The organism is Natronosalvus caseinilyticus, assembly GCF_017357105.1.
Classification (GTDB): Archaea; Halobacteriota; Halobacteria; order Halobacteriales; family Natrialbaceae; genus Natronosalvus; species Natronosalvus caseinilyticus.
In genome coordinates this window covers 1,235,590-1,254,172 of the sequence record NZ_CP071596.1, presented here as the reverse complement: position 1 = coordinate 1,254,172, position 18,583 = coordinate 1,235,590, and the positions used below count along the sequence as shown (strand labels likewise).

Genomic DNA, 18,583 nt, shown 5'->3' with positions numbered 1-18,583 from the left:
GACTGATGATTGGGCACCCATCCGATAAAAGGGTTCGTCTCGCCCGTGCGTTCGTTCGGTTGAGTAGTTCGGTCGGCTCGCGTTCGGTCAGGCCGACTCGAGTGCAGTCCGACCGACTCGAGTTCAGTCAGGACGATTCGGGCCCAGTCAGGCCGAACCGAGTTCCCCCGTCTCGGGTTCGATGTAGACGCGCCGGATCTGACCGTCGTGTTCGCGCAGGGCGTCCTCGATGTCGGTAATCCGGTCGTCGATGGTTTCCGTATCGAGAGTCGGATCGAACGCGACGTCGGCGGTGACCAGCAGCTTCTCGGGACCGAAGTAGACCGTCCGGAAGTCGACCAGGTCGACGACGCCGTCCCAGCCGGCGACGATGTCGCGAAGTTCGTCCTCGGCGGGCTCGGGGAGGCTCTCGCCGAGGATGAGCCGCTTGTTCTCCCAGGCCAGTGCGACGGCGAATCCCATGAGCAGGATACCGATGAGGAGGGCGGCTCCGGCGTCGTAGATCGGGTTCTCGAACGTCCTCGAGAGGTAGATCCCGAAGAGGGCGATGCCGGCACCGGCGAGGGCGATGGCGTCCTCGGTGAGGGCAGTCAGCGTCGTCACGTCGCTGGTCTTGCGGAAGGCCTCGCGTAAGGTCTCCCAGCCGTACTCGTCCATCTGAGCGGTGATGCCCTGGTAGGCCTTCCAGAAGGCGTACGTCTCGAAGACGATCGCTCCGATCAGGACCGCGTAGTTGACGTAGATAGGGTCGACCGAGGCGCCGAGTATCGGTACGGGTTCGCTCGCCCGGTGGACCTCGCCCGCCCGCAACGCCTGGTACCCGTGTTTCGCGCTCTCCCAGCCGGCGATGCCGAAGAGCATGATGCTCACGAGAAAGCTGTAGAAAAACTGCGCCTTGCCGTGGCCGAACGGGTGCGACCGGTTCGCTTCCTGGGCGCCGTAGCGGATGCCGATCAGCAAGAAGACCTGGTTCCCGGTGTCAGAAATCGAGTGATAGGTCTCCGAGAGCATCGCGGGGCTCCCAGTGAGCGTGAAGCCGATGAATTTGAGGACGGCGATCGCCCCGTTCGCGAACAGCGCGGCGAGCACGACTTTAGTGCTACTGGCCATCGGTTCCTCCTTCGAGACAGGTCACCAAAGAAGTACGGCAGTCGAATCGAGTCGAGCGGTTTCGAACGCCCGTCACCGGGACGCTCCCTCGAGCCACGTCCCGAAAACGGACAGACACTTTTATCCGCCCGTTGCCCCGAGAGAGCACAATGGGAATCGGGAACACACGGGTTGCGGTCGTCGCCGCGTTCGTCGCGCTGATCGTCCTCTCGGGGACCGTCGCTGGGACCGTCGGCGCGGTCCCCCCCGCTACGGACGCCAACGGGATCGACGGAACGACGCTCGAAGGGGAGACGGCGAGCGAGGCAGTACTCGAGGGACCAACGGCGAACAGGACGTCACTCGAGGGGCAGACTGCCTCGACCCTCGATTTCGCCCAGGACGACGGCGACCTCGTCCAGGCGTGCGCCGCGGACCCGCCGGAAGACTTCGATGCACCCGCGGACGGAAACGACACCGTCGGCTGGTTCGACGGTTACTGGTACAACCAGCCACTCGAGGTCGACGCCTCTGACGGCCTGACCCAGGCGGAACTCGAGAAGGTCAGTGCCCGGACGGCTGCCCGAATCGAGGCGCTCCGGTGTCTCTCCTTCGAGACGCTGCCGCCGGTCGAAATCGTCGACCGCGAGACGTTCGCCGAGGAGAGCGCCGGCCAGTACGAGGACGTCGACCAGCGAACCCGGCAGTTCGACAACGCCCAGTTCGAGACCCTGCTGCTCATCGGAAGCGGCCAGGACGCAGTCGACGTGCGCCAGGCGGACCGAAACGCGACCGTCGGCGGCTACTACGACTACGTGAACGACGAAATCGTCGTCATCTCCGAGAACAGCGACCAACTACAACTCGACGAGGCGATCCTCGCCCACGAACTGGGCCACGCCCTCCAGGACCAGCACTTCCCGCTCGAGGAGTACGTCCGCAACACCACCGACCGCGACAACGCCGTCCTGGGCGTCATCGAGGGCGACACCCACCGCATGGAACAGCAGTACCTCGCGTACTGCGAGAACGACCAGTGGAACGAACCCTGTATCCTCGACGACGGCGTCGACGGTGAGGAGGGCGAGCAGGGACAGGCCCAGGCGCCTCCCAACTGGGGGCTGTACTTCATGCAGTTCCAGCCCTACAGTGACGGCCCCTCGTTCGTCCAGTCGGTCTACGACGAGGGAGGCTGGGAGGCCGTCAACGCCCTCTACGACGACATGCCGGACTCCGCCGTCGAGGTGATCTACCCCGAGCGCTACGGCGAGTTCGAAGCGAACGACCTCGAGGTTCCCGACCGCTCGAGTGACGACTGGGAACGACTCACGTTCGAGGAGGGGCCGAACTACAACGTAATCGGGCAGGCCGGCCTCTCGGCGATGTTCATGGACCCCGCCTACGACGGGACGCCGGTCGTTCCCCCGGAATCGTTCCTGAACCTCGAGGCCAGCGGTGAGGTCAACACCACCGATCCCCTGAACTACGACCTCGAGGCCACGAGCGGCTGGCAGGGCGACAAACTGTACGCCTACGAGAACGGCGACGGCGAGACGGCGACCGTCTGGGCCCTCGAGTGGGAAAACGCCGACGAGGCCGCCACCTTCGTCGAGACCTACGAGCGACTGATCGAGGTCCGGGGCGGCGAGCGCGTCGACGGCACCGCCCACACCTACGCGTTCGGCGACGGCTCCGCGTTCGACATGGCGCTGACGATCTACCCCGAGGACGACCGCCTCTTGATCGTCACCGCGCCCACCGTCGACGACCTGACGGCCGTCCACGGCGGCGTCGAGGTGCTCGAGGCGGGTGAAAGCCCGCTCGTGGACGGTGACGGTGAGACCGACGAATCGGACGGCTCGAACGACTCGAACGGCTCCGAGAGCGACGCGGACGGTGACGACTCGAGCGACGACGAGTCGACCGACGACGACAGCATTCCCGGATTCGGGATCGGTGCCGCCGTGAGCGCCCTGCTCCTCTCGTTCGCGGGCCTGGCTCGCGTCCGTCGGAATCGATAGGAACGCCTTACTCGCTGGCTCCCCTCGAAAGACCAAATGCGAACGCGCGGCCACCTCGTTCTCGTCACCGTCACTGTCACCCTCCTCGTCGTCCTCGCCGGCTGTGCGGCCCCCTTGACGACACCGAGCGACGCGCCCGCCTCCGCCGATCGGGATCTGGGAACGATCTACGGCTACAACGCGACGAGCACGCTCGAGGTCGACGACCCCGCTCGGCTGAGTCGGGACGAACTCGAGGCCGCCACCTACCGCGCGATGGCTCGCCTCGAGGAGCTTCGCGGCCTTCGGTACACCGAGGACGTTGAGGTCGAGGTGTGGTCCCGCGAAGAACTCCGCGAGTGGTACGGCGAGAGCGAGCCCGCCGACGCGTTCACGAACGAACTCTGGCGCGCCGCGTTCGTCGTCGATGGCGAGACCGACGTCAACGAGGCATTCGACTCGCTGTACGGCGATTCTGTGCTGGGCTTCTACGTCGACGGGCGAATCGTCGTCGTCACCGACGACCCCGACGCCGACCGCCTCCGAATCGACCGTACCACGCTCGTCCACGAACTCGCCCACGCCCTCCAGGACCAGCAGTTCGGCCTCGAGCGCTGGGGAACGACCGTCGACGCGCGCCGCGCGGAAACCGGGCTCATCGAGGGCGAAGCCGAACTGCTCGCCCATCGCTACGAGCAGCGGTGTCGCGACGATCCGGCGTGGGAGTGCCTGCCCGAAACGAGCGACGGCGGACTCGAGGGAGAGGGCAGGTCAGAGAGCGGCGACGAACCATCGGACGGCGACGACGATGGCGACGGTGACGGTACCAGCGAAACGAGCCAGCCGCTGAACGTCGGTCTCTACCTCTCGATTTACGCACCGTACGCCGAGGGGCCGACGTTCGTCCAGTCGGTCTACGACGCCGGCGGCTGGGACGCCGTCGACGCCACCTTCGCCGACCGGCCGACGAGCACCAGCCAGCTCATCCATCCCGAGCGCTACCCCGACGACCGGCCGGCCGACGTCGCGGTCGACGATCGCTCGAGTCCCGCGTGGTCGCCGATCACCGACGACGGCGGCGACGTCCGAACCGAGACCGTCGGCGAGGCGACCCTCTTCGGGGCGCTGTGGGCCAACGGGGCGCTGGATCACTCCCTGCTCGACGAGGAACGCGAGTTGTCGCCGTACAACTACTCACATCCCGCCACCGCGGGGTGGACCGGCGACACGTTCGTCGCATACGAGGCGACGGCTGGCGACGGTTCGGGTGAAGGCGGGGACGGAGACGGCGATGGCGACGCAAACGGAGCCACCGGCCACGTCTGGGCCCTCGAGTTCCGCACGCCAGCGGACGCCGACCGCTTCGCCAGCGCTTACGAGCGCCTGCTCGAGAACCGGGGTGCCGAGGAAGTCGACGCCGAGCGCGCGACGTACCGAATCGATGACGACGAGCCCTTCGCCGGGGCCTATCGGCTCGTCGTCGACGGGAGCCGCGTCGAACTCGTCGGCGCGCCGACGGTCGAGGGGCTCGAGGGGATTCGCCCGTCCGAAGAAACGGGGGCGACGACGTCGATAGCACTCGGTGGAAGCGCGCTCGAGGTGCCGGCAGCGGCCGGGATGGTTTCGGTCCGGGTTTGAGTCCGAGACTGATCTCGAATCCGCCCGGACCGGCCGTTCAGCCTGGAAAGGAACCAGCTAGTGCGCCCCGCGCTCGCTCCGGAGCCACGCCTTGATGAGTTCGTTCACGTTGTGGAAGATGACGGCGACTGTGAGCAGGGTCGTCGTCAGGTAGATCACGAACCCCGGTGGCCCGCCGACGGTGGCACCGAGGATGCCGCCGGTGATGCCGACGACGGTGAGTTCGAGCCACGTCAGGAGCACTCGAGAGCCCAGCCGTGGCGGTGACGACTCGAGCGCTCTCGACCTCGATTCCGGTCGGCCGCTGGGGCAATCTCGGGGCTGCTCGTCGCCGGTCGGTGACCGACGGCCGTCACGTTCGCTCATCAGTAGGACTCACCGGCTTCGATCGGGCCGCTAAACGTGGAGTACAGAACGGCGAAGTACCCGAAGACCAGCGGGAGCAAGATCGCTGCCCCGATCGACATGAGGTTAAGCGGGAGCGTCGAGACGATAGCCGACTCGACCGTCAGGCCGCCGGCCCGGTCGATAGCCGGATACATCAGGCCGGCGACGATGCCGACCAGAGCGAAGACGAGCCCCGCAGCGGCGCCGAAGGCGAGGTAGTATCGGTCCTCCCGCGTCGCCATCGCGTACACGCCGGCGAGGGTGAGCGTCGCGACAACGAGCGCGACGACCGGCGCGGAGAAGAGGCCCGCTCGGAGGTCGGGCGCCGCGACGTAGACGGAGCCAATCGTCGCCACGACCAGGACGAGGTACGCGGCGAGCGCCCGGTAGCCGTCCGTCCGGAGGTCGTCGCGCAGGTCCCCTCGCGTCTTCAGCCGGAGGAACGCCGCACCGTCGACGACGGTCAGCGCGACGAGGGCGAGTCCGACGATAATTCCCGGCAGCGTGACGATCGTCGTCGCCCCGAGCAGCCAGTTCGCCGTAAACATCCCCAGGAAGAACGGCGCCGTGAGGCTGCCGACGACGAACGCTCGCCCCCACCAGGTCTGCCAGGTTTCGTCGTGGCGCTGTTCGTACATTTCGGGGGAGAGTCCGCGAACGATGAGCGCGCCCAGGATAGCGAACATCAGGAGGTAGTGGCGGCTGAACAGGTTGGCGTAGACGGACGGAAACGCCGCGAACATGGCTCCGCCGAACACGACGAGCCACACCTCGTTGCCGTCCCAGAACGGCCCGATCGCGGCGAGAAGCTGTTCACGCTCCTCGGCGTCCTCCCGCGTCGCGAACAGCGCGCCGGCGCCGAAGTCGAACCCGTCGAGAAACAGGAACGTCCCGAGGATGAAAAACAGGAGGCCGAACCAGAGGTCCGCGAGCGGGAGCCCGAACAGCGGTTCGGCCGCGAGTGCGTCGACGTCAGTCATCAACGCTCACCTCGGATGCCGGCGTCTCGGGCGCGTCTCGAGCGGCGGATCCGTCGACGTCCGGCGGCCCGGCGCGAACGATCCTGGCGACGACGTACGCGTAGAGCGTGAGCAAGCCGAGGTAGACGACGGCGAACCCGGCGAGCGTCAGCGTCGCTTCGGCCCCAGTAAGTCCCGGCGAGACGCCGTCGCTCGTCCGCATGACGTCCTGGATGACCCAGGGCTGGCGGCCGACCTCGGTGACGATCCACCCTAACTCGACTGCGACGATGCCGAGCGGTGCCGAGAGCATCAGCGCCCTGTGGAGCAGGTCGTCCTCGAGGAGTTCGCCGCGCCACCAGCGGTAGCCGCCCCAGACGGCCAGCAGGATGAACCAGAAGCCGAGCGCGACCATGATGCGAAACGCCCAGAAGACGATCGCGACGGGCGGCTGGGGGCCCTCGAACTCCTCGAGGCCCTGGATCGTCGCCTGCGGGTCGCCGCCGCTGGCGAGCCACGACGCCCCGCCCGGGATGCCGATGCCGAACACGCTCTTTGCACGCGGATCGAGCAGGTCGGTGAGGCTCGTCGGGAACGCGACGATGTACTCGGGGACGTAGGTGTCGGTCACCCAGACGGCCTCCATCGCGGCGAACTTCTGGGGCTGGGTCTCGAAGACGTGGCGGGCGTAGAGGTCGCCGTGGATCACCTGCAGCGGGGCGGTGACGATTAGCGCGATCAGGCCGAACTTGAGCGTCGTCTCCCAGAAGTCGACGTTCTCGACGGGGTAGCCCCACACGTGATGGCGAAAGACGAAGTACGCGCCCAGGCCGGCCATGAACAGGGCGACGGATTCCACCGCCGCGTTTTGCATGTGGACGAACATCCACGGGAACCGGGGGTTGGCGTAGGCGGCGATCGGGTCGACCAGAGTGACGATCACCTGGTCGTTCTCCGTGACCAGTTCGTAGCCCCGCGGCGTCTGCATCCAGGAGTTCGCGATCAGAATCCAGACGGCCGACAGCCACGTTCCCAGGCCGACGGCCACCGCAGAGACCATGTACAGCGCGTCGCCGACGCGCTCACGACCGAAGACGAAGACCCCGAGGAACGTCGCCTCGAGCATGAACGCCATCATCCCCTCGAGTGCGAGCGGCCCGCCGAACAGTTCGCCGGCGGTCGTCGAGAACGCCGCGAAGTTAGTGCCGAACTCGAACTCGAGGACGATTCCCGTCACGGTCCCGACGACGAAACTCACGGCGAAGATCTTCGTCCAGAACCGGCGCAGCTGCTCGTAGATGGGCTCGCCGGTTCGAATGTCCTTCCACGTGAAGTAGACGAGAAACGGTGCGAGCCCCATGCTCATCACGGGAAAGATGATGTGGACGATGGTCGTGAGGGCGAACTGGAGGCGGCTCGCGAGGACCGGGTCGATCATCGCGGGACGTACCCGTCGTCACCATTCGGTTCGTCGCACACTACGACCGAGCCGTCGGCCGGGTGTAAAACCGAGCCCATTGGTGGAGGTAGGGGGAACGTCCCCCTATCGTTTGTGGTCGGAACATCGAGCATCTTACAGGAGCGGGGCGGGCGCCGAGATGGAAGCGGGCCTGCGTGAAGACCTCACACTAGCCGGCGACGAAGTTTATAACCGAGCGGGGCATAGGACCGCTCGACCGAATGGAAGAGAGTATTTCGGGATTCAAAGTCCGCGGTGACTGGGGCGACGTCGTCGAGCACGGCGAGCGAATCACCCAGGCCCTCCGCGAGACGGGCGTCGACGATCCCGACCTCGACGCCGGTGCGCGGTTAGCCCGCGCGTTCGAGGAGTGGGACGAGTGGCGACCCAAGGCCCACGAGCGCCTCGAGACCGAGGTCAGCGAGAAGACGGCCGAGCAGGCCAGCGTCGAGGAGGGCAAGGGCGAAAAGGCCGGCAAAAATCCCGACGACGACCTCAAGACGGCCGGCGAGAAGTTGTCGGCGTCGTACGAGGCCCTCGAGGCCGACGAGGCGGACGAGGCCGTCGACAGCTGGCGAGAGTCGGTCGATTACGTCGCGCGCGCGGCCGACACCGCCGGCCGTAAGGCGATTCGACGGGTCGAGGACACCGTCTACCAGAAGGTGATGACCCAGCTCGCGCCGTACTACTTCGACAACGAACTCGTCAGCGCGAACATCCAGCAGAGCGGCCGGGGCAACGGCACCCAGTTCGTCTTCGAGGTGAACGTCAACGACGACGTTCTCAAGTCCGACGTCTCGGACCTGCTCACCGAGTACGAAGACGAGGTCGACCGCTGGCACGTCGAGACCGAGAAGGACACGGAACGAGCCGAGGCCGTCGAGGGCGTCGAGCCACCGCCGGAGCCCAGCGACGGGTCGCGGTCGACGACGAACTGACGACGACGCATTCCCTGCCCTCCACAACCTGACCTCCACCCGACGAGTAGCGATCGGTGACCGATCACGAGGGGCCCCACGAACGGCCTCGAATCGAGTCTGGCGACGCCGCTGGGTCGGCACACACTTGTATCGGTTGGCCGAATAGCGAACGAATGGTCGAGATTGCGACCCTCCTGACCTTCGTCCTCGCCGCCCTCGCTAGCCTCTTCATGGCCTGGGCGATCGGCGCCGGCTCGAGCGGCTCCACCCCGTTCGCCCCCGCCGTCGGCGCGAACGCCATCTCGGTGATGCGAGCGGGCTTTCTGGTCGGATTACTCGGGTTCGCCGGCGCCGTCTTGCAGGGGGCGAACGTCTCCGAGGCGGTCGGCGCGGAACTCATCGACGGCGTCGTTCTCTCGCCGGCCGCCGCGACCATCGGGCTGTCGATCGCCGCCGTCTTGGTCGCCATCGGCGTCTTCGCGGGTTATCCCATAGCGACGGCGTTTACGGTGACGGGATCGATTATCGGCGTCGGCCTCGCGATGGGCGGGGCGCCGGCCTGGCCCAAGTACCAGGAGATCGCCGCGCTGTGGCTGCTCACGCCGTTCGTCGGCGGCGGGATCGCGTACCTGATCGCCCGGCTGCTACGGGACGAACCCGTCTCCGAACGAACGCTCATCGTCGGTCTCGCCGGCGTCGTCGGCGTGCTCCTCGCGAACATCGAATTCGCTGCCCTCGGCGGGGTCGACGAGAGCGCGTCGCTGGCACTCGCAGCGGGTACCGCCGTTCCCGGCCCCGCGCTCGCCGGACCCGTCGCCGTGACCGCTCTCGTCGCCCTCTTCTGGGCGCTCCTCTTCTGGACCGACACACGCGGAACGATCGAACGCGGCGAACGACACTTCCTGCTCGTCCTCGGGGGGCTGGTCGCATTCTCGGCGGGCGGCAGCCAGGTCGGTCTGGCGATCGGGCCGCTAATACCCCTCTCGAGCGACCTCGAGATCCCCCTCACGGCGCTGCTGGTCGGCGGCGGCGTCGGCCTGCTGGTCGGCTCCTGGACGGGCGCTCCCCGGATGATCAAGGCGATCTCCCAGGACTACTCCTCGCTCGGGCCCCGTCGCTCGATCGCCGCACTCATCCCCTCGTTCGCCATCGCCCAGACGGCCGTGCTCTACGGCATCCCCGTCTCGTTCAACGAGATCATCGTCAGCGCCATCATCGGGAGCGGCTACGCCGCCTCGAGTGCCGACGGTGGCGGGGTGAGCGCCCGAAAGATGGGATTGACCGTGCTGGCGTGGGTGCTCTCGCTGGCCGGTTCGATCGTCCTCTCGTACGCGGGCTTTCGGTTCCTCGACTGGCTGCTCCTCTAAACTGACGGTCCGCTCGAGCAAGCGGACCGAACGGATTTTAATCGCCCGGACCCGACCTCGAGTATGGCAGACGCCCAGCCGATCCAGTGGCGGCGAGACGCGACGACCTCGCGCGCGGTGCGAACGCTCTGGGCGTTCGGCGTCGGGACGTTCTTCGCCGTCATCTCGATCGTCGCCGTCTGGCGGGTGTTCGACCTGCTCGGACAGGCCGGATCGACCATTCTGTCGACGACCGTCGCCGGCACCGGGTTCGAACTGACGAGCCCACAGGCCGTCCTCGTCGCCACCCTTCTCGGCGTCGCCGCAACGATTCTCGCCCTCGCCGCCAGCCCCCACACGCAGGCGCGCCTCGAGCGGCTCTTCGCTGGACTCCCGCTTCCGGTGTCGACCCCCGGGGAACGCGGCCTCCAGCGAGCGATAGACGCCGCTCTCGGCACGCTCGCCATGGTCGGCGTCGTCGGCGCACTGATGCTCGCCGGCCGGCTCGTCTCCCAGGGCGACCTGCTCGCCGTCGGGGCCGGCCCGTTCACGTTCCTCGCTGCGTTTACGCTCCCGCTCGCGCTGATCGCACTCGTCGGCTCCTCGTTCCTGCGCTCCGTGGGGACCATCGACGCCGACGAGGGCGCCATCTACCTCCACGACCCCGAAGAACGGATCGCCCTCGAGCACCTCGAGGATGCGTCCGTACGACCGATCGGTGAGACGGCTATCGTCACCCTCGAGTACGCCACCCCCAGCGGCCAGTACGTCCCCGGCCCACGGCGACTGGTCGTGCCGCTGACGGTGGCGCGAGAACTCGAGGGGCTTATTGCACGGTCGCAGTAGCGGGGCCACGAGCACGAGTACGAGCACGAGCACGAGTACGGAATCGGTTTTTGCACCTCGAGTCCCACCTCATCGATACAGCGCTCGAGTTCCTCTTCGGTCAGAACAGACTCCTTCGCGGTCGAGGCCGCCGACTCGACCGATCACTCGTCTTCGATTGCCACGCTCTCGTCGGAATCCGCGTCGCCGTTCTCGTTTTCGTTTCCGTCACCGTAACCGCTCCCGTTTTCATCGTCGCCGTCACCATCTCGATCGCCCCCAGGCTCGTCTCCGTCTCCATCGACCGCTTCCTCGTCCTCCTCGAGGCCCAGTTTCTCGAGTCGAGCCTTCATGATCCGGGTGTTTTCGACCTCTTCGACGGTGATCTCGACACCGCCGTCCTCGTCGTACATGATGGTTTCGCCCTCCTCGACCAGGCGTCCGGCACGGTTGAAGATGAACCCCGCGATGGTCTCGAACTCCTCGCCCTCCGGGAGTTCGATGCCGAGAGCCTCGTTGACCTCCTCGATGTTGACCTCGCCGCGGACGACGACGGTGTCCTCGTCGACCTCCTCGACCGGCTCTTCCTCGCCGCCTTCGAGGATTTCGCCGACGATTTCCTCGACCATGTCCTCCATCGTCACCAGCCCCTCGGTGGTGCCGAACTCGTCGATGACGATGGCCATGTGCATCCGGTTTTCGCGCATCTCGCCCAGCAGTTCGTCGACGTTCTTCGACTCCGGGACGTGCAGCGTCGGGCGAATAACGTCCTCCATCGTGAGATCCGTCGACTCGCCGTAGTTCAGATCCCGGACGAGGTCCCGGATGTGGACGACGCCCTGGACGTTGTCCAGGCTGCCCTCGTAGACCGGGATCCGGGCGTGGCCGCTCTGGATGCTGGTCTCGATGGCCTCGTCGATGCCGGCCTCTCGCGGCACGGCCGTCATGTCGAGTCGGGGCGTCATCACCTCCTTGACGATGGTGTTGTTGAACCGGAAGATGCGGGTGAGCATCTCGTGTTCTTCCTCCTCGAGGACGCCCTCGCGCTCGCCGGATTCGATCATCTCCTGGATTTCGTCGCGGGTAACGTAGGGCGTCTCGATGGCGCCGGTCGCCGACCCGGTCAGGCGGTTGATCTGGCGGGTGAGGTAGTCGAAGAGGACGACGAGCGGGTAGAGCAGGTACTCGGTTGCCTTGAGCGGTTTCGCCGTCCGAACGGACCAGGTCTCAGTGTGCTCGACGGCATAGGATTTTGGGGCGCTTTCGCCGAACAGGAGGACGATGGCGGTGATGCCGAAGGTCGCGATCAACACGCCCACGAGGCCACCGAAGTGGATAGACAGGACGGCCGTCGCGATAGAGGACATGGCGATGTTGGCCACGTTATTGCCGACCAGAATCGTCACGAGCAACCGATGTGGGTCCGATTTGAGCGCCTGGACACGCTCTGCGCCGGGAATGCCCTCCTCGACCATCCCCTCGACGCGGTGTTTCGGCAGGGAGAACATCGCGATCTCCGAGGAAGAGAAGAAGGCAGAGAGGCCGATGAGCAAGATCACGGTGATCCCACCGAGGATCGTCACGATCGATTCGTCCATCTCCAGCCCCAGTCCTGGGACCGTGTACGCGAACACGACCGCTTCGAGCAGCGAATACACCATTAACTCCCTGTCTGTTATCACCGGACTGATTAACGTTTTACCCTTTTGAGCCCCGGCACCGTTTTTGCACTCGTCTCCCAATCGGGAACTATGTCAGCACCGGCCGACTCGCCACGGACGCTGTACCGACTGCAAGGGTGTCCCTACTGCGAACGGGTCGTTTCCCGACTGCAAACGTACGGCCTCGAGTACCGATCGCGCTTCGTCGAACCGATGCACTCGCGACGAAACGCGGTCAAACGCGAGGCCGGGGTCCGGTCGGTTCCCGTCCTCGTCGACGAGGAAACTGGAGTCACGATGGCCGAGAGTGCGAACATCGTCGACTACCTGGATTCGGTTTACGGTGACGGCGCTGGGGGCACTGCAGACGCTGCAGGCGCTGCGGAAAGCCGGGGTGACGACTAGTGGTCGACTTCGACGTCGTCGACCTTGGGCCGGCCGATCATCCCGAAACGGGAACGACGGTGCCGGACTTCACCCGACCGCTCGTCTCGAGCGAGTTCTGGGAGGATCGGTCGCTATCGGCGTTAGCGGCCGAGGAGGACGGCAACGACCTCGTCCTGGTGTTCACCCCCATGATCGGCTCGTTCGTCGCCCAGTACGTCTGGACGGAACTCGCCGAGCGCGAGTGGGGCGAGCGCGCCCACGTCGTCGGCGTCTCCGCCGCGAACCCCTACGGCATCGCCGGCTTCCTCGAGGAGCGCGACCTGCCGTTCGAGATCGTCGCCGATCCGGGCAACGACGTCGCCGAAGACTACGGAATCGCTCACGATCTCGACGGGATGACCGGCCTCAGTGAGCCACGGGTTGCCTTCTTCGCCGTCGACGCCGACCTGACGGTGACGGGGTCGTGGGTCGCCACCGAGTGGCCGGAGTTCCCCGACTACGACGCGCTCGAGGAGACGCTGGGGCTCGAGTAGCCAACGGACGCCTCAGAAACCGGGCTGGTACGAACGCTCGAATACTCGAATACTCGAACGCCCGAGCACCCGCTCACCACGAGTCGAGACCCGGATAGTTCACGATGATCCCGTCGACGCCGGCCGATCGCAACTGATCGAACTGGATCCAGGTGTCGACCGTCCAGACGTTGACCGTTCGCCCCTCGTCGCGAGCGACCTCGAGCAGGTCGACCGTCGGCGCTTCCGAGACGCCGGCGGACGATTCCGTCGACAGCGCCGTCCCGACAATCGCGTTTCGCGGCGGATGGATCGCCTCACAGTCGTACTCGCGGGCGATTTCGAGGCTCGTCTCGAGGTCGTCTTCGACGAGCGTTCCGATGGAATACTCGGGTGCCACGTTCCGGATGGCCGCGAGCGCGCCGGCACAGAACGACGAGAAGAGCACCTCGCCGTCGAAGCCGTCACAGACCTCGACGACGCGCTCGACGAACGGTTCCCAGATCGCTCGGCGTTCGGCGCGCGCACTCCGCGACAGCGACTCCGCCGGACGGATCGACGGCGTCCCCGGATTCTTGAGTTCGACGTTGACGCCGACGCCGGGGCCGACGGCCGTGAGGAACGCCTCGAGCGTCGGGACCGTCTCGTCTGTCCCCAGGATCCGGGCGTTCGAGAGGTCCTCGAGGCTAGTCTCCCACACTATCCCCTCGGAATCGGTGAGCGGACGCCCGTCGCGGGTCCCCTCGAGTCGATCGTCGTGAATCACGACCGGCGTTCCGCAGGCAGCGGGCTGGACGTCGATCTCGATCATGTCCGTCGAGGGGTGCTCGCTGGCGACTCGAGCCGCCTCGATCGTGTTCTCGGGGGCGACGCCGGCGAATCCGCGGTGGGAAATGACCGCTGGCTCGGGCATGGCTGGCAGGACGGCCGGCGGTGAGTTGTAGGTTCCGGAGCGTCTTGTGCCGATTCTTCTGTTTCCCACCCCGTACTCCGCTACTCGCGAAGCACCGACAGCGTTTCCGCCGCCTCGTGGGCCGCCTCGAGGCACGCCTTCGCGTACCGTGGGTCGTCGGCCTCAGCGGCTGCCCGCGAGAATCGCTCGAGCGCAGTTACGAGGGCGTCCGTTCCAGCCTCGAGGTCGCTGCCGACGTCGACACCCGATCCGGAGCTGGAACCGCTCGATGGGACGGTCGACGGTGCTCGACTGGGTTCGGCGGTTCCATGGGTTTCGGGCGCATCGACGGCTCCGGGGGTGTCGGGCGCCTCTCGAGGGATCTCGTGTTCTGGCTCCTCGCTCACCGTACTGGACGTGGCGCGAGTTTCGGGCGTCGCCGTCGATCGATCCGCGTCGGCGTCGCCGGCACCGGCGCTCGAGGCCGCATGCTCGGGGTCGTTCGCGGCTTCCGCCTCCCCGGCAGGTACTTCGCTCGACGGTCGGTCGTCCGCTCGCGTCTCCTGGGTCGACCCCGCTTCCGTGGCTCGGCTCGCATCGCTGGCACCGTCGTCGACCGACGCCTCGACGCCCTCCGGCCCGCCGTGACAGCTCGGGCAGAATGTCGTCCCCTGGTAGCGAAAGAGGGGGTCACCGCAGACGTCGCAGTGGGTGTTGGTCATCGTCGCCCCCTTGAGCAGAAGGTCGCTCATCCGCTGGGTCGCCTCGCGGTCAGCCTCGTCGCGCTCGTACTTCTTTCGAAGCTTCTCGCGTTCGGCTTCCTTGTCGAAGTCGCTCATATCCGGTGTATGGAGGGCAGACGTCGAAAAAGCTACGGACTGACGCGGGCTGGCCCCGGCCTCGAGGCCGCATCGCCCTGCCCGGTCACTCGACCCGGCGATACATTCCCTTCGAAGCCGGACGAGTCTCCTCGAAACCGAAGCGCTCGTAGAACCCGTCGACGTCGGCCAGCAGGTTTACGTACGCCGACTCGGGCGCCGTCTCCTCGATGTAGGCCCACAGTCGGTCCATGATGTGCGTGCCGAGCCCCTGTCCCTGGTGATCGGGGTGGACGGCCATGTCCGAAATGTGATAGACCGCCCCGTCGTCGCCGACGATGCGCCCCATACCGACCGGTTCGCCCGAGGGGTCGTGGGTTACGTGCACCGCGAACACCGAATTCGGGAGGCCGCGCTCGACGGCCTCGAGCGAGCGCGGGGCCATGTCCGCAGCTTCCCGGAGGGCGACGAACGCCTCGGGGCTCGGCGGCCGGGGGACGAGAGTGTACGGTCCCGGGAGGTCGGCTTCGACTCCCTCGGGCCCTTCGTCCCTCTCGACTCCCTCGGCCGCCGAGTCGGTCGTCTCGCCGACCACCGCTCGTTCGACCGCGTCGACGGCTGTCTTCGGCGTCTCGACGGTCTCGACGTCGGGAACGTCGTGGGTCTCGATGCCGACGACCGGGCGACCGTAGACGAGGGCGAAACCGATCTCCGAGAGGGTTCCGGGACCGCCGCTGAGCGCGATGACTGCGTCTCCGTTCAGCGGGACGAGCGCGTTCCGGGCGTGGCCCATTCCGGTCGCGATCACCGTCTCGACGTACGGGTTCGCGTCCGAACGCTCGCTCGAGGGCAGGATACCGATCGTCTCGCCGCCGGCCTCGCGTGCCCCGCGACAGACTGCCTCCATCGTCCCGCCTCGGCCGCCGCAGACGACCGCGTGGCCGCGCTGGCCCAGTTCGCGACCGACCGCAACAGCTCGCTCGGTCTCCTCGTCCGTGATCGACCCACCGCCGACGACGCTGACGCGCATACTCGAGGGAGGGACTCGAGCGTGCAAGGGTGGTTCGGTTCCCGTCGGGACGGGTGACTCGAGCGCGACAACACCGCCACCGCGGTCATCCCCGACGGCCGACCACGGGCGGTCCGTCCGATCGCTCGACGCTCCGCTCGAATCCCGTTTTCCGACGGATTTAACGCCCTGGCAGGTGACGAGGAACGTGGTATGACAAAAGTGAGCGTGGTCGGCGCGGCCGGTACCGTCGGGGCCGCGGCGGGCTACAACATCGCATTGCGCGGAGTCACTGACGAACTCATCTTCGTCGACATTCCGGACAAGGAAGACGACACGATCGGCCAGGCGGCCGACGTCAATCACGGCGCCGCCTACGACTCGAACACGGTCGTCCGCCAGGGTAGTTACGAGGACACCGCAGGGTCGGACGTCGTCGTCATCACGGCCGGCATTCCGCGCCAGCCGGGCCAGACCCGAATCGACCTCGCGGGGGACAACGCCCCGATCATGGAGGACATCGGCTCCTCGCTCGCCGAGCACAACGACGACTTCGTGACGATCACCACCTCGAACCCGGTCGACCTGCTGAACCGGCACCTCTACGAGACGGGTGATCGAAGTCGGGAACAGGTGATCGGCTTCGGCGGCCGCCTCGACTCCGCCCGGTTCCGGTACGTCCTCTCCCAGCGCTACGACGTCCCCGTCCAGAACGTCGAGGCGACGATTCTCGGCGAACACGGCGACGCGCAGGTTCCCGTGTTCTCGAAAGTGCGCGTCGACGGCGAGGATCGCTCGTTCTCGGACGACGAAAAGAAGGAGATCCTGAACGAACTCCAGACCTCCGCGATGAACGTCATCGAGAAGAAAGGCGCCACCGAGTGGGGCCCCGCCACCGGCGTCGCCCACATGGTCGAGGCCGTCCTCCGTGACACCGGCGAAGTGCTGCCCGCCAGCGTCGTCCTCGAGGGCGAGTTCGGCCACGAAGACACCGCCTTCGGCGTCCCCGCGAAGCTCGGCTCGAACGGCGTCGAGGAGATCGTCGAGTGGGACCTCTCGGCCTACGAGCGCGAACAGCTGGGCGAGGCCGCCGAGAAGCTTACCGATCAGTACGAGAAAATCGCCTGAAGCGGGCTCGAGTCGCGTTCTGACGGCGAACCTCGGGTTTGGACACGATAGCCGGTAGCGACAGGAGTGAAGCCGACTCGAGGAGCGAAAGAAGGGAACGGTCAGCGTCTCGGCGAAAGTCGACCTAGACGTCTTCGGGAAGCCGCGACTGACGTCTCAGAACGGGCCGCCGCCACCCATTCCGCCCATGCCACCGCCGCCTTGCTGTTGCATCTGCTGCATCATCCGCTGCATCTCCTTATCTGAGCCCATTCCCTGGAACTGTTTGAGGGTGCGTTCCATCATCTTGAACTGCTGGAGGAGTTCCCGAACGCTCTCCTCCGAGGTCCCGGAACCACGAGCGATCCGGCGAATCTGGTCAGCCCCAATCGCCCGCGGATACTCCTTCTCGGCGTCGGTCATCGAATCCATGATGACCTCGAAGGTCCGCATTCGGTCCTGGGTGACGTCCATCGCGTCGTCGGGCAACTGGTCCTTGATCCCGCCGCCGAAGCCGGGAATCATGTCCAGCACCTGATCGAGGGGGCCCATGTTGTTCATCGCCTCCATCTGCTTTTGCATGTCGTTGAGGGTGAACTGCCCCTGGAGCATGTCCTCGGGGTCCCAGTCGTCTTCCTCCTCGCCGGTGTGCTCCATCGCGCGCTCGACGCGCTCGGCGAGCTGGGCGAGGTCGCCCATCCCCAGCAGTCGGGAGATGAACCCGTTGGGCTCGAAGCGTTCGATGTCCTGGACCTCCTCGCCAGTCCCGAGGAAAGCGATGGAGGAGTCGGTCTGATCGACCGCCGTCAGCGCGCCACCACCCTTCGCCGTCCCGTCGAGTTTGGTGATGACGACGCCATCGATGCCCACGGACTCGTCGAACTGCTGGGCCTGGTCTTTCGCGCCCTGACCGATCGCCGCGTCGAGCACCAGCAGGCCGACGTCGGGGTCGACCACGTCCTCGATGTCCTCGATCTCGTCGATCAGATCGTCTTCGAGCGCGTGGCGACCCGCCGTGTCGACGATGTGGACGTCGGCCTCGCTCGTCGCCTCGAGGCCGTCGCGGGCGATCTGGACCGGGTTGTCGCCGTCCGGGTCGCCGTAGAAGTCGACTTCCGCGCGCCGGCACATCTCTTTGGCCTGCTCGTAGGCACCGGGCCGGAACGTGTCGGTCTGGATCACGGCGGGCCGGAGCCCCTTCGTCGAGAACCACCACGCCATCTTCGCGGACGTGGTCGTCTTCCCCGACCCCTGGAGACCGGCCAGCAGGATGGTCTGTTCCTCGAGCGGGAGGTCGGTCGACTCGCCGATGAGATCGACCAGTTCCTCGTAGACGATGCGGAGGACGAAGTCGCGAGCGGGCGTCCCCGCGGGTGGCTCCTCCTCGAGCGCGCGGGTCTTGATGTTGTCCGAGAGCTCCATCACCAGGGAGACGTCGACGTCGGCCGACAGCAGCGACCGCTGAATCTCCTTGACGACCTCCTCGACGTCCTCCTCGGAGATGCGCGACTTGCCGCGGAGTTTGTCGAGGGTGCCTCGGAGGGAACTTCCGAGATCGTCGAGTACCATTTGCA

Annotated in this window: 16 protein-coding genes and 2 pseudogenes; 8 read left to right on the top strand and 10 right to left on the bottom strand. The window is 66.5% G+C overall.

Annotated elements, in window-relative coordinates; translation table 11 throughout:
* Nucleotides 1-147 precede the first annotated feature (147 nt).
* Nucleotides 148-1,110, bottom strand: coding sequence for a cation diffusion facilitator family transporter (locus J1N60_RS06055; protein WP_312911516.1), 963 nt, complete (start codon nt 1,108-1,110; stop codon nt 148-150).
* A gap of 149 nt (nt 1,111-1,259) precedes the next feature.
* On the opposite strand from J1N60_RS06055, the gene J1N60_RS06050 reads away from it, so the two are divergent.
* Together J1N60_RS06050 and J1N60_RS06045 are read left to right on the top strand one after the other, a co-directional pair.
* Nucleotides 1,260-3,110 (top strand): Hvo_1808 family surface protein, encoded by a 1,851-nt coding sequence (locus tag J1N60_RS06050; RefSeq protein WP_312911514.1) that lies wholly within the window; start codon nt 1,260-1,262, stop codon nt 3,108-3,110.
* A gap of 36 nt (nt 3,111-3,146) precedes the next feature.
* The gene (locus tag J1N60_RS06045) at nt 3,147-4,727 is read left to right on the top strand and encodes an Hvo_1808 family surface protein (protein WP_312911512.1); all 1,581 of its coding nucleotides are present in this window, start codon (nt 3,147-3,149) and stop codon (nt 4,725-4,727) included.
* Between the two features lie 57 nt (nt 4,728-4,784).
* On the opposite strand, the gene J1N60_RS06040 is transcribed toward J1N60_RS06045, so the two are convergent.
* The 3 genes from J1N60_RS06040 to J1N60_RS06030 are packed head-to-tail and all read right to left on the bottom strand — an operon-like array spanning nt 4,785 to nt 7,511.
* Nucleotides 4,785-5,096: a hypothetical protein gene (locus J1N60_RS06040; protein WP_425499342.1), complete on the bottom strand. Its 312-nt coding sequence runs from the start codon at nt 5,094-5,096 to the stop codon at nt 4,785-4,787.
* Nucleotides 5,093-6,094 (bottom strand): cytochrome d ubiquinol oxidase subunit II, encoded by a 1,002-nt coding sequence (locus J1N60_RS06035; protein ID WP_312911508.1) that lies wholly within the window; start codon nt 6,092-6,094, stop codon nt 5,093-5,095. The genes J1N60_RS06040 and J1N60_RS06035 overlap by 4 nt, the downstream gene beginning before the upstream one ends.
* Nucleotides 6,087-7,511 (bottom strand): cytochrome ubiquinol oxidase subunit I, encoded by a 1,425-nt coding sequence (locus J1N60_RS06030; protein WP_312911507.1) that lies wholly within the window; start codon nt 7,509-7,511, stop codon nt 6,087-6,089. Before J1N60_RS06030 ends, J1N60_RS06035 begins: the two co-directional genes overlap by 8 nt.
* A gap of 242 nt (nt 7,512-7,753) precedes the next feature.
* On the opposite strand from J1N60_RS06030, the gene J1N60_RS06025 reads away from it, so the two are divergent.
* The 3 genes from J1N60_RS06025 (at nt 7,754) to J1N60_RS06015 (ending at nt 10,644) form a co-directional block, all read left to right on the top strand.
* Nucleotides 7,754-8,470: a DUF5828 family protein gene (locus J1N60_RS06025; protein ID WP_312911505.1), complete on the top strand. Its 717-nt coding sequence runs from the start codon at nt 7,754-7,756 to the stop codon at nt 8,468-8,470.
* Nucleotides 8,471-8,625: 155 nt separating this feature from the next.
* Nucleotides 8,626-9,819: an inorganic phosphate transporter gene (locus J1N60_RS06020; RefSeq protein ID WP_312911503.1), complete on the top strand. Its 1,194-nt coding sequence runs from the start codon at nt 8,626-8,628 to the stop codon at nt 9,817-9,819.
* Nucleotides 9,820-9,882: 63 nt separating this feature from the next.
* Nucleotides 9,883-10,644 (top strand): hypothetical protein, encoded by a 762-nt coding sequence (locus tag J1N60_RS06015; protein ID WP_312911501.1) that lies wholly within the window; start codon nt 9,883-9,885, stop codon nt 10,642-10,644.
* A 143-nt stretch (nt 10,645-10,787) separates the two neighbouring features.
* On the opposite strand, the gene J1N60_RS06010 is transcribed toward J1N60_RS06015, so the two are convergent.
* A complete protein-coding gene (locus J1N60_RS06010) occupies nt 10,788-12,284 on the bottom strand; it encodes a hemolysin family protein (RefSeq protein ID WP_312911499.1) in 1,497 nt (498 codons plus the stop codon).
* Nucleotides 12,285-12,374: 90 nt separating this feature from the next.
* On the opposite strand from J1N60_RS06010, the gene J1N60_RS06005 reads away from it, so the two are divergent.
* Together J1N60_RS06005 and J1N60_RS06000 are read left to right on the top strand one after the other, a co-directional pair.
* Nucleotides 12,375-12,689 (top strand): glutaredoxin family protein, encoded by a 315-nt coding sequence (locus J1N60_RS06005; protein ID WP_312911497.1) that lies wholly within the window; start codon nt 12,375-12,377, stop codon nt 12,687-12,689.
* Nucleotides 12,689-13,204, top strand: a complete 516-nt coding sequence (locus J1N60_RS06000) for a redoxin domain-containing protein (protein WP_312911496.1) — start codon at nt 12,689-12,691, stop codon at nt 13,202-13,204. Before J1N60_RS06005 ends, J1N60_RS06000 begins: the two co-directional genes overlap by 1 nt.
* 73 nt (nt 13,205-13,277) lie before the next feature.
* Here the strand turns inward: J1N60_RS06000 and J1N60_RS05995 are convergent, their stop codons facing one another.
* The 4 genes and pseudogenes from J1N60_RS05995 to J1N60_RS05980 all read right to left on the bottom strand — a co-directional run.
* Nucleotides 13,278-14,096: a glycerophosphodiester phosphodiesterase gene (locus J1N60_RS05995; protein ID WP_312911495.1), complete on the bottom strand. Its 819-nt coding sequence runs from the start codon at nt 14,094-14,096 to the stop codon at nt 13,278-13,280.
* Nucleotides 14,097-14,176: 80 nt separating this feature from the next.
* Nucleotides 14,177-14,914 carry an Sjogren's syndrome/scleroderma autoantigen 1 family protein gene (locus J1N60_RS05990; RefSeq protein ID WP_312911493.1) on the bottom strand — a complete coding sequence of 246 codons (738 nt, stop codon included), beginning with the start codon at nt 14,912-14,914 and terminating at the stop codon, nt 14,177-14,179.
* Nucleotides 14,915-14,999: 85 nt separating this feature from the next.
* Nucleotides 15,000-15,380, bottom strand: a pseudogene (locus tag J1N60_RS05985) (GNAT family N-acetyltransferase); the annotation flags it as partial.
* A 105-nt stretch (nt 15,381-15,485) separates the two neighbouring features.
* Nucleotides 15,486-15,923 (bottom strand): annotated as a pseudogene (locus J1N60_RS05980) (TIGR00725 family protein); the annotation flags it as partial.
* A gap of 192 nt (nt 15,924-16,115) precedes the next feature.
* Here J1N60_RS05980 and mdh point away from each other — a divergent pair.
* Nucleotides 16,116-17,030: a malate dehydrogenase gene (gene mdh, locus J1N60_RS05975; RefSeq protein ID WP_312911491.1), complete on the top strand. Its 915-nt coding sequence runs from the start codon at nt 16,116-16,118 to the stop codon at nt 17,028-17,030.
* Nucleotides 17,031-17,186: 156 nt separating this feature from the next.
* Here the strand turns inward: mdh and J1N60_RS05970 are convergent, their stop codons facing one another.
* The gene (locus J1N60_RS05970; protein ID WP_312911489.1) at nt 17,187-18,578 is read right to left on the bottom strand and encodes a signal recognition particle protein Srp54; all 1,392 of its coding nucleotides are present in this window, start codon (nt 18,576-18,578) and stop codon (nt 17,187-17,189) included.
* Between the last annotated feature and the right edge of the window lie 5 nt (nt 18,579-18,583).

Excerpts from the sequence above, each read along its gene's own strand:
- J1N60_RS06055 (WP_312911516.1), bottom strand. The coding sequence starts at position 1,110 with ATGGCCAGTAGCACTAAAGTCGTGCTCGCCGCGCTGTTCGCGAACGGG.
- J1N60_RS06050 (WP_312911514.1), top strand. The coding sequence starts at position 1,260 with ATGGGAATCGGGAACACACGGGTTGCGGTCGTCGCCGCGTTCGTCGCG.
- J1N60_RS06045 (WP_312911512.1), top strand. The coding sequence starts at position 3,147 with ATGCGAACGCGCGGCCACCTCGTTCTCGTCACCGTCACTGTCACCCTC.
- J1N60_RS06035 (WP_312911508.1), bottom strand. The coding sequence starts at position 6,094 with ATGACTGACGTCGACGCACTCGCGGCCGAACCGCTGTTCGGGCTCCCG.
- J1N60_RS06030 (WP_312911507.1), bottom strand. The coding sequence starts at position 7,511 with ATGATCGACCCGGTCCTCGCGAGCCGCCTCCAGTTCGCCCTCACGACC.
- J1N60_RS06025 (WP_312911505.1), top strand. The coding sequence starts at position 7,754 with ATGGAAGAGAGTATTTCGGGATTCAAAGTCCGCGGTGACTGGGGCGAC.
- J1N60_RS06020 (WP_312911503.1), top strand. The coding sequence starts at position 8,626 with ATGGTCGAGATTGCGACCCTCCTGACCTTCGTCCTCGCCGCCCTCGCT.
- J1N60_RS06015 (WP_312911501.1), top strand. The coding sequence starts at position 9,883 with ATGGCAGACGCCCAGCCGATCCAGTGGCGGCGAGACGCGACGACCTCG.
- J1N60_RS06010 (WP_312911499.1), bottom strand. The coding sequence starts at position 12,284 with ATGGTGTATTCGCTGCTCGAAGCGGTCGTGTTCGCGTACACGGTCCCA.
- J1N60_RS06005 (WP_312911497.1), top strand. The coding sequence starts at position 12,375 with ATGTCAGCACCGGCCGACTCGCCACGGACGCTGTACCGACTGCAAGGG.
- J1N60_RS05995 (WP_312911495.1), bottom strand. The coding sequence starts at position 14,096 with ATGCCCGAGCCAGCGGTCATTTCCCACCGCGGATTCGCCGGCGTCGCC.
- J1N60_RS05990 (WP_312911493.1), bottom strand. The coding sequence starts at position 14,914 with ATGAGCGACTTCGACAAGGAAGCCGAACGCGAGAAGCTTCGAAAGAAG.
- mdh (WP_312911491.1), top strand. The coding sequence starts at position 16,116 with ATGACAAAAGTGAGCGTGGTCGGCGCGGCCGGTACCGTCGGGGCCGCG.
- J1N60_RS05970 (WP_312911489.1), bottom strand. The coding sequence starts at position 18,578 with ATGGTACTCGACGATCTCGGAAGTTCCCTCCGAGGCACCCTCGACAAA.